14 protein-coding genes and 1 riboswitch are annotated in these 14,529 nt (G+C 65.0%); of the genes, 6 read left to right on the top strand and 8 right to left on the bottom strand.

Features of this window, described 5'->3' with window-relative positions:
- Nucleotides 1-17: 17 nt before the first annotated feature.
- Nucleotides 18-659: an orotate phosphoribosyltransferase gene (pyrE, locus tag U8L64_RS14680; RefSeq protein WP_008568418.1), complete on the bottom strand. Its 642-nt coding sequence runs from the start codon at nt 657-659 to the stop codon at nt 18-20.
- 84 nt (nt 660-743) lie between these two features.
- Between pyrE and U8L64_RS14675 the strand changes: the two genes are divergently transcribed.
- A complete protein-coding gene (locus tag U8L64_RS14675; protein ID WP_008568419.1) occupies nt 744-1,523 on the top strand; it encodes an exodeoxyribonuclease III in 780 nt (259 codons plus the stop codon).
- A 63-nt stretch (nt 1,524-1,586) separates the two neighbouring features.
- On the opposite strand, the gene U8L64_RS14670 is transcribed toward U8L64_RS14675, so the two are convergent.
- A complete protein-coding gene (locus tag U8L64_RS14670) occupies nt 1,587-1,955 on the bottom strand; it encodes a DUF4870 domain-containing protein (RefSeq protein ID WP_043297858.1) in 369 nt (122 codons plus the stop codon).
- A gap of 11 nt (nt 1,956-1,966) precedes the next feature.
- The gene (gene rph, locus U8L64_RS14665; protein WP_054094410.1) at nt 1,967-2,689 is read right to left on the bottom strand and encodes a ribonuclease PH; all 723 of its coding nucleotides are present in this window, start codon (nt 2,687-2,689) and stop codon (nt 1,967-1,969) included.
- 144 nt (nt 2,690-2,833) lie between these two features.
- On the opposite strand from rph, the gene U8L64_RS14660 reads away from it, so the two are divergent.
- Together U8L64_RS14660 and gmk are read left to right on the top strand one after the other, a co-directional pair.
- A complete protein-coding gene (locus U8L64_RS14660) occupies nt 2,834-3,697 on the top strand; it encodes a YicC/YloC family endoribonuclease (RefSeq protein WP_333398136.1) in 864 nt (287 codons plus the stop codon).
- Between the two features lie 68 nt (nt 3,698-3,765).
- Nucleotides 3,766-4,386: a guanylate kinase gene (gene gmk, locus U8L64_RS14655; RefSeq protein ID WP_043297855.1), complete on the top strand. Its 621-nt coding sequence runs from the start codon at nt 3,766-3,768 to the stop codon at nt 4,384-4,386.
- Nucleotides 4,387-4,441: 55 nt separating this feature from the next.
- Here gmk and thiC read toward each other — a convergent pair whose 3' ends face one another.
- Complete coding sequence (gene thiC / locus U8L64_RS14650; protein WP_043297854.1) at nt 4,442-6,325, bottom strand: phosphomethylpyrimidine synthase ThiC; 1,884 nt, start codon at nt 6,323-6,325, stop codon at nt 4,442-4,444.
- A gap of 99 nt (nt 6,326-6,424) precedes the next feature.
- Nucleotides 6,425-6,531, bottom strand: a riboswitch (TPP riboswitch).
- A 162-nt stretch (nt 6,532-6,693) separates the two neighbouring features.
- Here thiC and U8L64_RS14645 point away from each other — a divergent pair.
- Nucleotides 6,694-8,142, top strand: a complete 1,449-nt coding sequence (locus U8L64_RS14645) for a TolC family outer membrane protein (protein ID WP_043297853.1) — start codon at nt 6,694-6,696, stop codon at nt 8,140-8,142.
- 43 nt (nt 8,143-8,185) lie between these two features.
- Here U8L64_RS14645 and waaA read toward each other — a convergent pair whose 3' ends face one another.
- Nucleotides 8,186-9,478, bottom strand: a complete 1,293-nt coding sequence (waaA, locus tag U8L64_RS14640) for a lipid IV(A) 3-deoxy-D-manno-octulosonic acid transferase (RefSeq protein ID WP_333398135.1) — start codon at nt 9,476-9,478, stop codon at nt 8,186-8,188.
- A gap of 203 nt (nt 9,479-9,681) precedes the next feature.
- Between waaA and U8L64_RS14635 the strand changes: the two genes are divergently transcribed.
- Nucleotides 9,682-10,437, top strand: coding sequence for an NRDE family protein (locus tag U8L64_RS14635; protein ID WP_333398134.1), 756 nt, complete (start codon nt 9,682-9,684; stop codon nt 10,435-10,437).
- A 13-nt stretch (nt 10,438-10,450) separates the two neighbouring features.
- Here U8L64_RS14635 and ptsP read toward each other — a convergent pair whose 3' ends face one another.
- Both ptsP and U8L64_RS14625 read right to left on the bottom strand, forming a co-directional pair.
- Complete coding sequence (gene ptsP / locus U8L64_RS14630; RefSeq protein ID WP_008568429.1) at nt 10,451-12,724, bottom strand: phosphoenolpyruvate--protein phosphotransferase; 2,274 nt, start codon at nt 12,722-12,724, stop codon at nt 10,451-10,453.
- Between the two features lie 25 nt (nt 12,725-12,749).
- The gene (locus U8L64_RS14625; protein ID WP_003286151.1) at nt 12,750-13,229 is read right to left on the bottom strand and encodes an RNA pyrophosphohydrolase; all 480 of its coding nucleotides are present in this window, start codon (nt 13,227-13,229) and stop codon (nt 12,750-12,752) included.
- A gap of 178 nt (nt 13,230-13,407) precedes the next feature.
- Between U8L64_RS14625 and U8L64_RS14620 the strand changes: the two genes are divergently transcribed.
- On the top strand, nt 13,408-14,061 hold the full coding sequence (locus U8L64_RS14620; protein WP_178091670.1) for an HAD family hydrolase: 654 nt from the start codon (nt 13,408-13,410) through the stop codon (nt 14,059-14,061).
- A gap of 10 nt (nt 14,062-14,071) precedes the next feature.
- On the opposite strand, the gene U8L64_RS14615 is transcribed toward U8L64_RS14620, so the two are convergent.
- Entirely contained in the window at nt 14,072-14,512 is a 441-nt protein-coding gene (locus U8L64_RS14615) for a DUF2269 family protein (RefSeq protein WP_273526834.1), read from the bottom strand.
- Nucleotides 14,513-14,529 lie beyond the last annotated feature (17 nt).

Genomic DNA, 14,529 nt, shown 5'->3' with positions numbered 1-14,529 from the left:
GAGATACCTATCCCTGATCAGATTCCGTACTGCGCGCGATAGGCCTGCACCGCGGGCAGATGCTGTTTGAGCTGATTATCTTCTTCCAGATACTCGAGCACCTGCGACAACGACACAATACTGATCACTGGCATTGCGTAATCGCGCTCGACTTCCTGAATCGCCGACAGCTCACCCTGACCACGCTCCTGACGGTTGAGCGCGATCAACACGCCCGCCGCCTGGGCCTGCTGCCCCTGGATGATCTGCATGACCTCGCGGATCGCCGTGCCGGCGGTGATCACGTCATCGACGATCAGCACACGCCCCGCCAGCGGCGCACCAACCAGGGTGCCGCCTTCGCCGTGGTCCTTGGCTTCCTTGCGGTTGAAGCACCACGGCAGATCGCGCTCGTGCTGCTCGGCCAGCGCGATCGCTGTCGCGGCGGCAAGCGGAATGCCCTTGTAGGCCGGGCCGAAGATCACATCGAAATCGATGCCGCTTTCCATCACCGCCGCCGCATAGAAACGGCCCAGCTGAGCCAGCGCGCTGCCGCTGTTGAACAATCCGGCATTGAAGAAGTACGGACTGGTGCGGCCGGATTTTAAGGTGAATTCACCGAAGCGCAGAACACCGCGCTCGATGGCAAAACGAATGAACTCGCGCTGGTACGCCTGCATGAAGAAAATTCCCGAAAGCCACGGATTTAGCCAATTACAGAGAGCTTGGGTTATCATACACGGACGTGTTTTTAGGGGCCATTTATGCGGATCATCAGCGTCAACGTGAATGGCATTCAAGCGGCAGCACAGCGGGGTTTGCTCAGCTGGCTGCAAGCGCAGAATGCCGATGTCATCTGCCTGCAGGATACCCGCGCCTCTGTATTGGAACTCGATGATCCGGCCTACCAGCTGGACGGCTATTTCCTCTATGCCTGCGACGCCGAAATCCCAGAACAGGGCGGTGTGGCGCTGTATTCGCGACTGCAGCCCAAGGCAGTGATCATGGGGCTCGGCTTCGAGACGGCGGATCGCTACGGTCGCTACCTGCAGGCGGACTTCGACAAGGTCAGCATCGCTAGCCTGCTACTGCCGACCGGGCAGGATGGCGACGCCAGCCTGAATCAGAAATTCAAGTTCATGGACGATTTCGCCCACTACCTGGACAAGCAGCGTCGCAAGCGTCGCGAGTACCTGTATTGCGGTTCGCTGTACGTCGCGCATCAGAAGCTCGACGTGAAGAACTGGCGCGACTGCCAGCAGAGCCCGGGCTTCCTCGCTCCCGAACGTGCCTGGCTGGACGAGATCTTCGGCAACATGGGTTACGTCGATGCGCTGCGCGAGGTCAATCGCGAGGGCGACCTGTTCAGCTGGTGGCCGGATACAGAGCAGGCAGAGATGCTCAACCTGGGTTGGCGCTTCGACTACCAGATTCTCACCTCGGGGTTGCGTCGCTTCGTGCGTGGTGCCCGTCTGCCGCGCCAGCCGCGCTTCTCGCAGCACGCGCCGCTGATCGTCGACTATGACTGGACGCTGAGCGTCTAGAGTCCACTGCAGGAGAACCTGGCGCCGGATGCGCCAGGTTCGATCGGCACCTGCGGTTCGCGATTACTTGATCAATCGCCAGCAGAACGGATAGCGGTAGGGCTTGCCTTCGTTGGCCCGGATACCGGCGATGATCACCAGCACCAGCGCCACCACGCTGACCAGGGCCATCAGCGGAAAGCCGATGAGAATCCAGGCGAGCAGTGCACAGATCATCATCACGATGCTGAAGGTGATCTGGAAGTTCAGCGCCTCCTTGCCCTGTTGATCGACGAACGGATCCAGATCCTTCTTCAGCTGCCAGACGATCAGCGGACCGATGACGTTGCCGATCATCGGCGCGAGGAACCAGAAGAACGCCGAGTAATGGCAGAACATCGCCCACTGGCGCGCTTCGCGGCTGGGCAACGGCATCAACTCCTGATCGCTCATGGCTGCACCACTCAGTCAGCCAGCGCCACGCGCTGCAGCTCGAACAGATCGCGCATGCCGCTCTGGGCCAGCTCGAGCATGGCGGTCAGCTCGTGCGGCTGGAACGGCGCGCCCTCGGCGGTGCCCTGCACCTCGATGAAACCACCGGCGTCGGTCATCACCACGTTGAGGTCGGTCTCAGCCGCCGAATCCTCGAGATAGTCGAGATCGAGCACCGGCTGCCCCTGATACATGCCGACGGAGACCGCGGCCACCATCTGCTTGACCGGATCGCCGCCCTTCAGCCCGCCACGCTGCTTCAGCACCTTCAGCGCGTCGACCAGCGCGACCATCGCGCCGGTGATCGAGGCCGTACGCGTGCCGCCATCGGCCTGGATTACATCGCAGTCGATGAACAGGGTGTTCTCGCCCAGCTTGCTCATGTCCAGCGCCGCACGCAGCGAACGACCAATCAACCGCTGGATCTCCAGGGTGCGCCCGCCCTGCTTGCCACGCGCGGCTTCGCGCTGATTGCGCTCGCCGGTGGCGCGCGGCAGCATGCCGTACTCGGCCGTCAGCCAGCCCTGCCCCTGCCCCTTGAGGAAACGCGGTACGCCCGACTCGATACTTGCAGTGCAGATGACCCGGGTGTCGCCGAACTCGACCAGCACCGAACCTTCGGCATGCTTGGTGTAATTGCGCGTGATACGGATCGAGCGCAGCTGATCGGCGGCACGGCCACTGGGACGCTTCATGTAGGTACATCCTGCTTCGGGGTAAGAGTGCCGGGCATTATAGAAGGCTTGTCCGCAAAAGGGGCCGATTGCCGCCGCAACCCCGCCGACGGTTTTTCCTTTACAATCCTCCGCCTTTCGCCATCCGCATCGAGAGGTCTCCCGATGGTCCACAGCATGACGGCCTTCGCCCGCAGCGAGCTGGCCGGCCCCCACGGCACCCTCAGCTGGGAAATCCGCTCGGTCAATCATCGCTACCTGGAACCGCACCTGCGCTTGCCGGAGACCTTTCGCGACCTCGAGGGCGCGGTGCGCGAAGCCCTGCGCAAAGGACTGTCGCGCGGCAAGGTCGAATGCACCCTGCGCTTCGCCGAGGATGCCGGCCGCGGCGAGCTGCAGCTCGACCGCGAACGCGCCAGCCAGCTGATCGCCGCGGCCGAAAGCGTAGCCGCGCTGATCAGGCAGCCGGCGCCGATCGACCCGCTGCAGGTGCTCGGCTGGCCCGGCGTACTGGTTGGCGATGCAATCGACCCACAGGCGCTGAACCAGAGTGCCCTGCAACTGTTCCACGACGCCCTGGCGCAGCTCAGGGAAGGCCGCCAGCGCGAAGGCGAGGAACTGGCCAGACTGCTCGACGAACGCCTGGACGGCATCCTCGTCGAAGTCGCTACGCTGCGCGAGCAGGTGCCGCAAATGCTTGCCGCCCAGCGACAGAAAGTGCTCGACCGCTGCGCGGAGATGCAGGTCGAGCTCGATCCGCAGCGCCTGGAACAGGAAATGGTCCTGCTGGCGCAGAAGAGCGACGTCGCCGAAGAACTCGACCGCCTCGCCACCCATGTCGGTGAAGTGCGCCGAGTACTCAAGGCCGGCGGCGCGGCCGGGCGGCGCCTGGACTTCCTGATGCAGGAACTCAACCGCGAAGCCAACACCCTCGGCTCCAAGGCGTTCGATCCGCGCAGCACCCAGGCCGCGGTCAACCTCAAGGTGCTGATCGAGCAGATGCGCGAGCAGGTACAGAACATCGAATAGCCGGCGGGCACGAACGACCACCGGGCTATTGTCACAGTCAGATATCCATCGAGTTCCAGGAAACCGTCATGTCCGCCACAACCGGCACGCTCTATATCGTTTCCGCGCCTTCCGGGGCCGGCAAGACCAGTCTGGTCAAGGCACTGATCGATGCCCAGCCGCAGGTCCGGGTGTCGGTGTCGCATACCACCCGCGCCATGCGCCCGGGCGAGGTCGACGGGGTCAACTACCACTTCGTCAGCCGCGAGGACTTTCTCGAACGCCTCGAACGCGATGAATTCCTCGAGCATGCCGAAGTATTCGGCAACCTCTATGGCACCTCGCAACGCTGGCTGGAACAGACCCTCGCCGAAGGTTACGACCTGATTCTGGAGATCGACTGGCAAGGCGCCCAGCAAGTGCGCCGACTGATGCCGCAGGCCAAATCGATCTTCATCCTGCCGCCGACCCAGGAAGCCCTGCGCCAGCGCCTGAACAACCGTGGCCAGGACAGCGACGAGATCATCGAACGGCGCATGCGCGAAGCGGTCAGCGAGATGAGCCACTACGTCGAATACGACTATCTGGTGATCAACGACGATTTCGCCCACGCGCTGATCGATCTGCAGGCGATCTTCCGCGCCAATCAGCTCCGGCAGCCGGCTCAGCAGCAGCGCCATGCGCGTTTGCTGAGCGATCTGCTGGCCTAGAAACGCAGAACCCCGGCGGCGTGTCGACGCCGGGGTTCATTTCGTCACCGCCGGATCACACCTGGCGGTAGATCACCGACCCTTCGTCCCTGAAGCGCTCGGCCTGCTCGGCGAAGCCTGCCTCGATGGCCTTCTGCTCGTCGGTCAGGCCGTTCTCGGCAGCGTACTCGCGCACCTCCTGGGTGATCTTCATCGAGCAGAACTTCGGCCCGCACATCGAGCAGAAGTGCGCGACCTTGGCCGAATCCTTGGGCAGCGTCTCGTCGTGGAAACTGCGCGCGGTGTCCGGGTCCAGGCCGAGGTTGAACTGGTCTTCCCAGCGGAACTCGAAGCGCGCCTTGCTCAAGGCGTTGTCGCGGATCTGCGCGCCCGGGTGGCCCTTGGCGAGGTCCGCGGCGTGCGCGGCGATCTTGTAGGTGATGATGCCGGTCTTCACGTCATCCTTGTTCGGCAGACCCAGATGTTCCTTCGGGGTGACGTAGCAGAGCATCGCGCAGCCGAACCAGCCGATCATCGCCGCGCCGATGCCACTGGTGATGTGGTCGTAGCCCGGAGCGATATCGGTGGTCAGCGGCCCGAGGGTGTAGAACGGCGCCTCGTCACAGCACTCCAGCTGCTTGTCCATGTTCTCCTTGATCATGTGCATCGGTACGTGGCCCGGACCTTCGATCATGCACTGCACGTCGTGCTTCCAGGCGATCTTGGTCAGCTCGCCGAGCGTTTCCAGCTCACCGAACTGCGCGGCGTCGTTGGCGTCGGCAATCGAGCCCGGACGCAGGCCGTCGCCCAGCGAGAAGCTGACGTCGTAGGCCTTCATGATTTCGCAGATTTCCTCGAAGTTCGTGTAGAGGAAATTCTCCTTGTGATGCGCCAGACACCACTTGGCCATGATCGAGCCACCGCGACTGACGATGCCGGTAACGCGCTTGGCGGTCAGTGGCACGTAGCGCAGCAGCACGCCGGCGTGGATGGTGAAGTAGTCCACGCCCTGTTCGGCCTGTTCGATCAGGGTGTCGCGGAACAGCTCCCAGGTCAGGTCCTCGGCGATGCCGCCAACCTTTTCCAGCGCCTGGTAGATCGGCACCGTGCCGATCGGCACCGGCGAGTTACGAATGATCCACTCACGGGTCTCGTGGATGTGCTTGCCGGTGGACAGGTCCATGACCGTGTCCGAGCCCCAGCGGATGCCCCAGGTCAGCTTGGCGACTTCTTCCTCGATGGAGGAACCCAGCGCCGAGTTGCCGATGTTGCCGTTGATCTTCACCAGGAAGTTGCGGCCGATGATCATCGGCTCCAGCTCGGTGTGGTTGATGTTGGCCGGGATGATCGCGCGGCCGCGGGCGACTTCGCTGCGGACGAATTCCGCGGTGATTTCCTTCGGAATGCTGGCGCCGAAGCTCTGGCCGGCGTGCTGTTCCTTGAGCAGGCCCGCCTCGCGCGCTTCGGCCAGCTTCATGTTCTCGCGGATGGCGACGTATTCCATCTCGGGCGTGATGATGCCCTGCTTGGCGTAGTGCATCTGGGTGACGTTGTGCCCGACCTTGGCGCGGCGCGGGTTGCGCACGTGAGCGAAGCGCATGGCTGTCAGTTCGGCGTCGTCCAGGCGACGCTGGCCGAATTCGGAGGACAGCCCCGGCAGCCTCTCGGTGTCGCCGCGCTCCTCGATCCAGGCGCTGCGCACGTCGGCCAGGCCCTTGCGCACGTCGATGGTCACGTTCGGATCGGTGTAGGGGCCGGAGGTGTCGTAGACGGTGACCGGCGCGTTGATCTCGCCACCGAAGGCGGTCGGAGTGACGTCCAGGCTGATCTCGCGCATCGGCACACGGATATCCGGGCGCGAACCCTGCACGTAGACCTTCTGCGAACGCGGGAACGGCTGGATGGATTGCTGATCGACCTGGGCGCTTTCGCTCAGATTCTTGTTGCTTTGCACGCTCATGGGCTTCTCCACGGGAAATGTCGGAGCGAACCTGAGCAACACGGCGGGTCAAGGGCATCGGGGTGCGCCGGAACTGGCGCCGAGAGCCTCGCCGGCAACTGGCGAGTACATCTTGTTCCCTACGCAGGCCTTAACCTGATCAGGTTCAACGGGATCCGGAACTTTCCGATCTCAGCCTTCGCATCAAGGCACCCCGACAAGAACGCCGTCGAGTCTAATCAAGAGCCGCGGGAAAAACCACGCCGGTGCTGCCGCAAGCCGACCGTTCGGTCATTTTTCCCCGCCGCACGCCGTGCAATCGCTGCGCCTTGACCCTCCCTGGCCCGCCGCTTAGCCTTGCCCATCACTTCAATTCAGGATGAGCCGAGATGCTGCACAGACTTCCCCTGGCCATCGCCGTGGCAGCCATCTTCGCCGGGACGGCCTTGGCCGAAACCCCGCTCGCCAGCCGTACCGATCTGGTCAGCGTCTACCAGCATGCGGTCGACAACAACGCCGACCTCGCGGCCGCCCGTGCGCAGTTCCGCGCGCGCCAGGAGGTGGTGCCGCAGGCACGTGCCGGGTTGCTGCCCAATCTCAGCGCCGGCGCCGAACTGAGCGACACTGAAACGGATGTCGACACTCATCTGGGCTCGCGCTCGCTGTCGCGCAGCGGCACCGCCTACCAGGCAACGCTGAGCCAGCCGCTGTTCCGCGCCGATCGCTGGTTCCAACTCAAAGCCGCCGAGGCCATCAGCGAGCAGGCGGCGCTGGAATACTCCATCGCCGAACAGGACCTGATCCTGCAGAGCGCGCAAGCCTACTTCGCCGTGCTGCGCGCGCAGGACAACCTCGCCGCATTGAAGGCCGAGGAAGCGGCGTTCAAGCGGCAGCTGGACCAGGCCAACGAACGCTTCGAGGTCGGCCTGTCCGATCGTACCGACGTACTCGAGGCCCAGGCCGGTTTCGATACCGCACGCGCCAATCGCCTGATTGCCCAGCGACAGGTCGACGATGCGTTCCAGGCACTGTTCACCCTGACCAACCGCGAGTACCTCGCGCTCGAAGGCATCCGCCACAGCCTGCCGGTACTGGCGCCGACACCGAACGACGCCGGCGCCTGGGTCGATACCGCCAGCCGGCAGAACCTCAATCTGCTGGCGGTGAACTATGCCGTGACCGCCGCCGAAGAAACCCTGCGCCAGCGCCGCGCCGGCCACGCGCCGACGCTCGATGCGGTGGCGTCATACCGCAAGGGCGACAACGACGCGCTGGGTTTCTCCAACAGCGGCATGAGCGATGCGCTGCCGAACTACCCGCGCTACACCGGCGATGCCGAGCAGCGCAGCATCGGCCTGCAACTGAACATCCCACTGTACAGCGGCGGCCTGACGCGTTCGCAGAGCCGCGAAGCCTTCCACCTGCTCAGCCAGAGCGAACAGCAGCGCGAGAGCCTTCGGCGCCAGGTTGTCGAAGCCACGCGCAACCTGCATCGTGCGGTGAACACCGACATCGAGCAGGTGCAGGCGCGCCGGCAGTCGATCATCTCCAACCAGAGCGCACTGGAAGCCACGGAAATCGGCTATCAGGTGGGCACGCGCAACATCGTCGACGTGCTCGACACCCAGCGCCGGCTGTACGCCGCCGTGCGCGATTACAACAACGCCCGCTACGACTACATTCTCGACAATCTGCGTCTGAAACAGGCCGCCGGTACGCTGAACCCGGACGACCTGCAGCAGCTGGCCGCCTACCTCAAGCCCGACTACGACCCGGACAGCGACTTCCTGCCGACGGACCTGCCGCAGACCATCGGCCAGCCCGTACGCATCGACTGACACAACGGCGACCGCGGGCGGCGGACAGCGCGCCGGACGCGAATTACCTCGGCGGAGGCTCCGCGCGGTCGGCGAGCAGGCGCGCCAAGGCGGCCAGCAAGCGCTGCAGCGCGCCCTGATTGGCTTTGAGCACCGTCAGCCCAGCCGCGCGCATGCGCTCGGCGCTGACCGGCTCGCGCCACAGCCGGTCGACGCTATCGGTCAGCTCGACGGCGTCGGCCACTTCCAGCAGCGCACCAGCCGCACGCAACTGAGCCGATATCTCGAGGAAATTGAACAGGTGCGGGCCACTGAGCACGGGTTTGCCCAGCGCCGCCGGTTCCAGCAGGTTGTGTCCGCCGTTGGGCACCAGGCTACCGCCGACGAAGGCAACGTCCGCCAGCGCGTAGAGAAACAGCAGCTCGCCCATGGTATCGCCGAGCAGCACCTGCGTATGCGCGGTAACGTCCTCGCCCTGCGAGCGTCGGACTGTGGCGAAACCCTGCTGACGGCACAGCTCGGCCATCGCCGCAAAGCGTTCCGGATGGCGCGGCACCAGGATCAGCAGCGCCTGCGGATGCCGCTCCAGCAGCCGCCGATGCGCCGCCAGGACGATCTCGTCTTCACCGGCATGGGTGCTCGCCGCGATCCACACCGGCCGCTGCACCGCATCCCACTGCGTGCGCAGCTCGCTCGCGCGCGCCAATAGCGCCGGATCGATGGTCAGATCGAACTTGATCGAGCCGGTGATCTCGACACACTCGCTGCGCGCGCCCAGCGCGAGAAAGCGCTCCGCCTCGGCAGCCGTCTGCACGGCGATCAGACTCAGCTCGCCCAGCATCGGTGCCGTCAAGCGGGCGAAACGGGCGTAACCGCGAGCCGAGCGTTCGGACAGCCGCGCATTGGCCAATGCCACCGGAATGCCGCGCCGCGCGCATTGATGGATATGGTTGGGCCACAGCTCGGTTTCCATCACCACCGCCAGCCGTGGCCGGGCACGCTCGAGAAAGCGTGCCGCCGCCCAGGGCAGGTCGTAGGGCAGATAGCAGTGCTGCACGCGGTCACCGAACAAGGCGCGGATTCGCTCGGAGCCGGTTGGTGTCATGCAGGTGACGGTGATCGGCAGGTCGGGATGGCGCGCCATCAGCTCGCGGATCAGTGGCGCCGCAGCAATGCTCTCGCCCACCGACACCGCATGCAGCCAGATGCCGCCAGGCTCGAGCGGCGGCAGACCGATGGCGAAGCGCTCGCCGATGCGCCGCGCATAGGCCGGCGCCCGCCACGCGCGCCAGAGCAGGCGGAGGATCACCAGCGGCAGGCCGAGGTGAAACAGCAGGGTATAGAGGGTGCGATTCATGGGGGCGCAGTTTACTCGAAAGCAGCGCTGGCGCCGCGCTTCGGTTGCTCACCAGCGAAGGCCGGCGCCGCCCCGCGAACAGGCGCAAGCATGGCCCCTCAATCGCTCGGTTGGCGCGGTACCGGACCGTCTGGACGACCCGCCTTGAGGCCGCCTCGCCTTTTCGTCTAGCCTGCCCATCCACCCGTTCTTTCCGGTGCCTCATGTGCCTGATCGTTTTCGCCTGGCGCCCCGGGCACGCACTGCCGCTGCTGCTGGCCGCCAACCGTGACGAGTTCCACGCCCGCCCCAGCCTGCCGCTGGCCGCCTGGGAGGATGCTCCTTCCATCATCGGCGGCCGCGATCTGCAGGCAGGCGGCACCTGGTTGGGCGTTCGTCCCGATGGCCGCTTCGCCGCGCTGACCAATATCCGCATCGGCGGCCAGCCAGCGGGCCGACGCAGCCGAGGCGAGCTGGTGGAGCGTTACCTGCGCGGCGAGCTGCCGCCGGCCGATTATCTTGCCGGGCTGAGCGCAGGTATCGAGGACTATGCCGGCTTCAACCTGCTGGTTGGCACTGCGCGGGAGCTCTGGCATTTCAATTCCCAGTCCGGGTCGCCGCGGCGGCTGGAAGCTGGCGTCTACGGCCTGAGCAACGCCGATCTGGATACGCCCTGGCCGAAGTTGCGCCGAGCACGCACCGCCTTGGCCGCCCGACTGGAGCTGGCCGACACCGAGTCGCTGCTGCAACTGCTCGACGACCATGAGCGGGCGCCCGATGCGGAGCTGCCGAGCACCGGCGTGCCGCTGGAATGGGAACGCCTGTTATCGAGCGTCTTCATCGCCAGCGCCGAATACGGCACGCGTGCCAGTACCGCGCTGCTGCGCTGGCAGAACGGTGCGCTGGATATCCATGAACGGCGTTTCGGTCCGGATGGGTTGCTCGGCGATACGCGCTATCGCCTGCCGGCGCGCGACTGAACCAAGCGCCGCATCACACCGCGGCGGAAGGGTTGATCAGGCGATTCAGACCGAGGTTGCGCAGCGTCAGCTGCACGGTGGCGTGGATCACCTGCGGGCTGTCGAGCACCATTACCCGCGCCAGCAGTTCGCGGGCGGTCTGCAGGCTGACCTGACGCAGCAGCCACTTGACTTTGGGCAGGTTGGTAGCGTTCATCGACAGGCTATCGAAGCCCATCGCCAGCAACAGCATGGCGGCGGCCGGATCGCCGGCCATTTCACCGCAAATACTCACCGGGCGCCCCTCGGCGTGCGCCTCGTGGACCACGCGCTGCAGGGCCTCGAGCACGGCCGGATGCAGATAGTCGTAGAGATCGGCGACGCGCGGATTGTTGCGGTCGACGGCGAGCAGGTACTGGGTCAGATCGTTGGAGCCGACCGAGATGAAGTCCACCAGACGCGCCAGCTCGCGCGTGAGGTAGACTGCCGCGGGCACTTCGATCATCACGCCCACCGGCGGCATCTGCACGTCCAGGCCTTCGTCGCGCACCTCGCCCCAGGCGCGGTGAATCAGGTGCAGCGCCTCTTCCAGCTCGCGCAGACCGGAAATCATCGGCAGCAGGATGCGCAGGTTGTTCAGCCCGACACTGGCCTTGAGCATCGCGCGGGTCTGCAGCAGGAAGATTTCCGGGTGATCCAGCGTGACGCGGATGCCACGCCAGCCGAGGAACGGGTTCTCTTCCTTGATCGGGAAATACGGCAGCGACTTGTCGCCGCCGATGTCCAGGCTGCGCATGGTGACCGGCAGCGGATGGAACGCCTCCAGCTGCTCGCGATAGATCGCCATCTGTTCCTTTTCGCTGGGGAAGCGCTCCTTGATCATGAAGGGCACTTCGGTGCGATACAGGCCGACGCCCTCGGCGCCACGCTCCTGCGCGCGCACCACATCGGCGAGCAGGCCGGTGTTGACCCACAGCGGGATACGCCGACCATCGGTGGTCTCGCAAGGCAACTCGCGCAGTACGTCGAGCCCTTCGGAGAGCTGGCGTTCCTGCTCGGCGAGCACCGCGTACTGTTCGCGCAGCACCTTGCCGGGGTTGGTGATGATCTCGCCGCGATAGCCGTCGATGATCAGCTCGATGCCGTCGACCTTCGAATAGGGCAGATCGACCGCGCCCATCACCGTGGGAATGCCCATCGCCCGCGCCAGAATCGCCACGTGCGAGTTGCTCGAGCCAAGCACCGACACCATGCCGGCGAGCTTGCCTTCGGGTACCTCGCCGAGCATCGCCGGCGACAGCTCCTCGCTGACCAGGATGGTCTTGTCCGGGTAGGTGAGTGTCTGCTGGCGAGCCTCCTGCAGGTAGGAGAGCAGGCGGCGACCGATGTCCTTGACGTCCGAGGCGCGCTCGCGCAGGTAGGCATCGTCCATCAGCTCGAAACGCCGCACATGCTCGGTCACCACCTGGCGCAGCGCACCCTGCGCCCACTGGCCGGTACGGATGACCTTGGCCACCTCGCCGGCCAGCGCCGAGTCGTCGAGCATCATCAGGTAGACGTCGAACAGCGCGCGCTCTTCCTTGCGCATCTGGTTGGCGAGCTTCTCGGACAGCGCACGCATGTCCGCGCGTACCGCCTCGAGCGCCGTCTCGAACAGCGCCAGCTCGGCACCGATGTCATCGACGGTCTTGTCCGGCACCACGTCCAGATCGGCCGGCGGCAGCACCACCACCGCGGTGCCGACACAGGCACCCGGCGCGCCGGGAATGCCGACGAAACGCGTTTCCTGGATACCCTTGCCCTGGCGACCGAGGCCGCGGATCGAGCCAGTCGCCTCGGCATGGGCGATGACACCGGCGAGCTGTGCGCTCATGGTGACGAGAAACGCCTCCTCCCCTTCATCGAACTGCCGGCGCTCTCTCTGCTGGATGACCAGCACGCCCATTACCCGTCGATGGTGGATGATCGGTGCACCGAGGAAGGAGGCATAACGCTCCTCGCCGGTTTCGGCGAAATAGCGATAGCGCGGGTGTTCGGAGGCGTGCTCGAGGTTGAGCGGCTCCTCACGGGTGCCGACCAGGCCGACCAGACCTTCGTTAGGCGCCATGCTGACCTTGCCGATGGCGCGCTTGTTCAGGCCCTCGGTGGCCATCAGCACGAAACGTTCGGTTTCCGGATCGAGCAGATAAACCGAGCAGACATGGCTGCCCATGGCCTCCTTGACTCTCAGCACGATGATGCCCAATGCCGCCTTGAGGTCCTTGGCGGCGTTCACTTCCTGGACAATCTTGCGCAGCGTGCCGAGCATGCTCAGAGGCTTTCTCCCCGATTTTTCAGTCCCGCACGGGTAGGCGCGGTGCGAGTTCTTTGAGTGCGCGACGGTAGACCTCGCGCTTGAAGGTGACGACCTGGCCCAGCGGATACCAGTAACTGACCCAGCGCCAACCATCGAATTCGGGTTTGCCGGTCAGATCCATCCGCACCCGTTCTTCGGCGCCGGTCAGGCGCAGCAGAAACCACTTCTGCTTCTGGCCGATGCACAGCGGCTGGCTGTGCGTGCGCACCAGACGCTGCGGCAGACGATAGCGCAACCAGCCACGGGTGCAGGCGAGGATGTTCACATCCCGCTCTTCCAGCCCGACTTCCTCGTTCAGTTCGCGGTACAGCGCTTCTTCGGGCGTCTCGCGCGGGTTGATGCCACCCTGCGGAAACTGCCAGGCGTCCTGGTTGATCCGCCGCGCCCACAGCACCTGCCCGACATCATTGGTGAGGATGATGCCGACATTCGGGCGAAAACCATCGGAATCGATCACGGCTAGCAACCTCGCAAACGCATGTCGCCGCATTGTTCCACAAAACGGCGATCAGCCGAAAGCGCGGCACGCCGCCAGTTTCCGCATCATCGGGCGCCGCCAAGCGCGAGCAGGTCTGGCGCCGCCGCCACATTTGGTTATGCTGGCGCCGCCATTCATCTTGCGAAGGAATCCATCCGTGCGCCTGGCTCTATTCGATCTCGACAATACCCTGCTGGCCGGTGACAGCGATCATGCCTGGGGGGAGTTTCTCTGCCAGCGCGGCCTGGTAGACGTCGACACCTATCGTGCGCGCAATGACGCCTTCTATCAGGACTACCTCGACGGCAAGCTCGACGTGCACGCCTATCAGAATTTCTGCCAGGAAATTCTCGGCCGCACCGACATGCGGCAGCTAGCGCAATGGCACGCGGACTTCATGCGCGAGCATATCGAGCCGATCGTGCTGGCCAAGGGCGAGGCGCTGGTACGTCAGCATCTGGAAGCCGGCGACCGCGTCGCCATCATCACCGCCACCAACCGTTTCATCACCGGCCCGATCGCCGCACGACTGGGCGTGCAGACCCTGCTGGCCACCGAGTGCGAAATGCAGGACGGCCGCTACACGGGACGCCTGATCGACACCCCCTGCTTCCAGGAAGGCAAGGTCGAGCGTATCGAGCGCTGGCTCAACGAGAGTGGACAGTCGCTCGAGGGCAGCTATTTCTACAGCGATTCGCGCAACGATCTACCGTTGCTGGAGCGCGTCAGCCATCCGGTCGCGGTCGACCCGGACCCGACCCTGCGCAGCATCGCCGAACAGCGTGGCTGGCAGATCATCTCGCTGCGCTGATGCCGCCGGTTCAGGCCGGCTTGGCGCCCATCAGCGCGCTGATCGCCAGCAGCACCAGCAGGATCAGGCCCGCATAGGTCAGGCTGAATCCCAGCAGGCGCGCGGGTGCCGGCGCCTCGCCGAGCGCAGCCCAGGCCCGTAGGCGCCCGGCCAGCAGCAGCCCGAGCGGCAGCAGCAGCACGAACAGCAGCGAGCTGACCAGCAGCCACAACTGGCCCAGCGGCCAGCCGGCCAGATGCACCAGCCACCAGCCGCTCACCGGCAGTGAAAGACCGAGCAACGCCAGCAACGGCAGCGACAGCCGGCGCGTGCGCCGCAGCTTGCCTTGCAGCACAGCCGCATCGCCGCGACGCCAGCTACGCCAGAGCAACACCAGGTGCGCGGCGATCCCGAGAATCAGCAATACCGCCGAGGCACCGTGGACGATTCGCAGCAGCAGATAGTGGTCCATGCGCTCTCCTTAGACGC

Origin of the sequence: Pseudomonas sp. FIP_A4, from assembly GCF_036701605.1 — a bacterium.
Lineage (GTDB): Bacteria > Pseudomonadota > Gammaproteobacteria > Pseudomonadales > Pseudomonadaceae > Stutzerimonas > Stutzerimonas phenolilytica.
Note: the sequence above shows the minus strand (reverse complement) of the source record. Positions and strands in the feature narration are given on the sequence as shown.

Coding starts and splice junctions, on each gene's coding strand:
- thiC (WP_043297854.1), bottom strand. CDS start 6,325: ATGAGCGTGCAAAGCAACAAGAATCTGAGCGAAAGCGCCCAGGTCGAT.
- U8L64_RS14670 (WP_043297858.1), bottom strand. CDS start 1,955: ATGAGCGATCAGGAGTTGATGCCGTTGCCCAGCCGCGAAGCGCGCCAG.
- gmk (WP_043297855.1), top strand. CDS start 3,766: ATGTCCGCCACAACCGGCACGCTCTATATCGTTTCCGCGCCTTCCGGG.
- waaA (WP_333398135.1), bottom strand. CDS start 9,478: ATGAATCGCACCCTCTATACCCTGCTGTTTCACCTCGGCCTGCCGCTG.
- pyrE (WP_008568418.1), bottom strand. CDS start 659: ATGCAGGCGTACCAGCGCGAGTTCATTCGTTTTGCCATCGAGCGCGGT.
- U8L64_RS14660 (WP_333398136.1), top strand. CDS start 2,834: ATGGTCCACAGCATGACGGCCTTCGCCCGCAGCGAGCTGGCCGGCCCC.
- rph (WP_054094410.1), bottom strand. CDS start 2,689: ATGAAGCGTCCCAGTGGCCGTGCCGCCGATCAGCTGCGCTCGATCCGT.
- U8L64_RS14645 (WP_043297853.1), top strand. CDS start 6,694: ATGCTGCACAGACTTCCCCTGGCCATCGCCGTGGCAGCCATCTTCGCC.
- U8L64_RS14635 (WP_333398134.1), top strand. CDS start 9,682: ATGTGCCTGATCGTTTTCGCCTGGCGCCCCGGGCACGCACTGCCGCTG.
- U8L64_RS14675 (WP_008568419.1), top strand. CDS start 744: ATGCGGATCATCAGCGTCAACGTGAATGGCATTCAAGCGGCAGCACAG.
- ptsP (WP_008568429.1), bottom strand. CDS start 12,724: ATGCTCGGCACGCTGCGCAAGATTGTCCAGGAAGTGAACGCCGCCAAG.
- U8L64_RS14615 (WP_273526834.1), bottom strand. CDS start 14,512: ATGGACCACTATCTGCTGCTGCGAATCGTCCACGGTGCCTCGGCGGTA.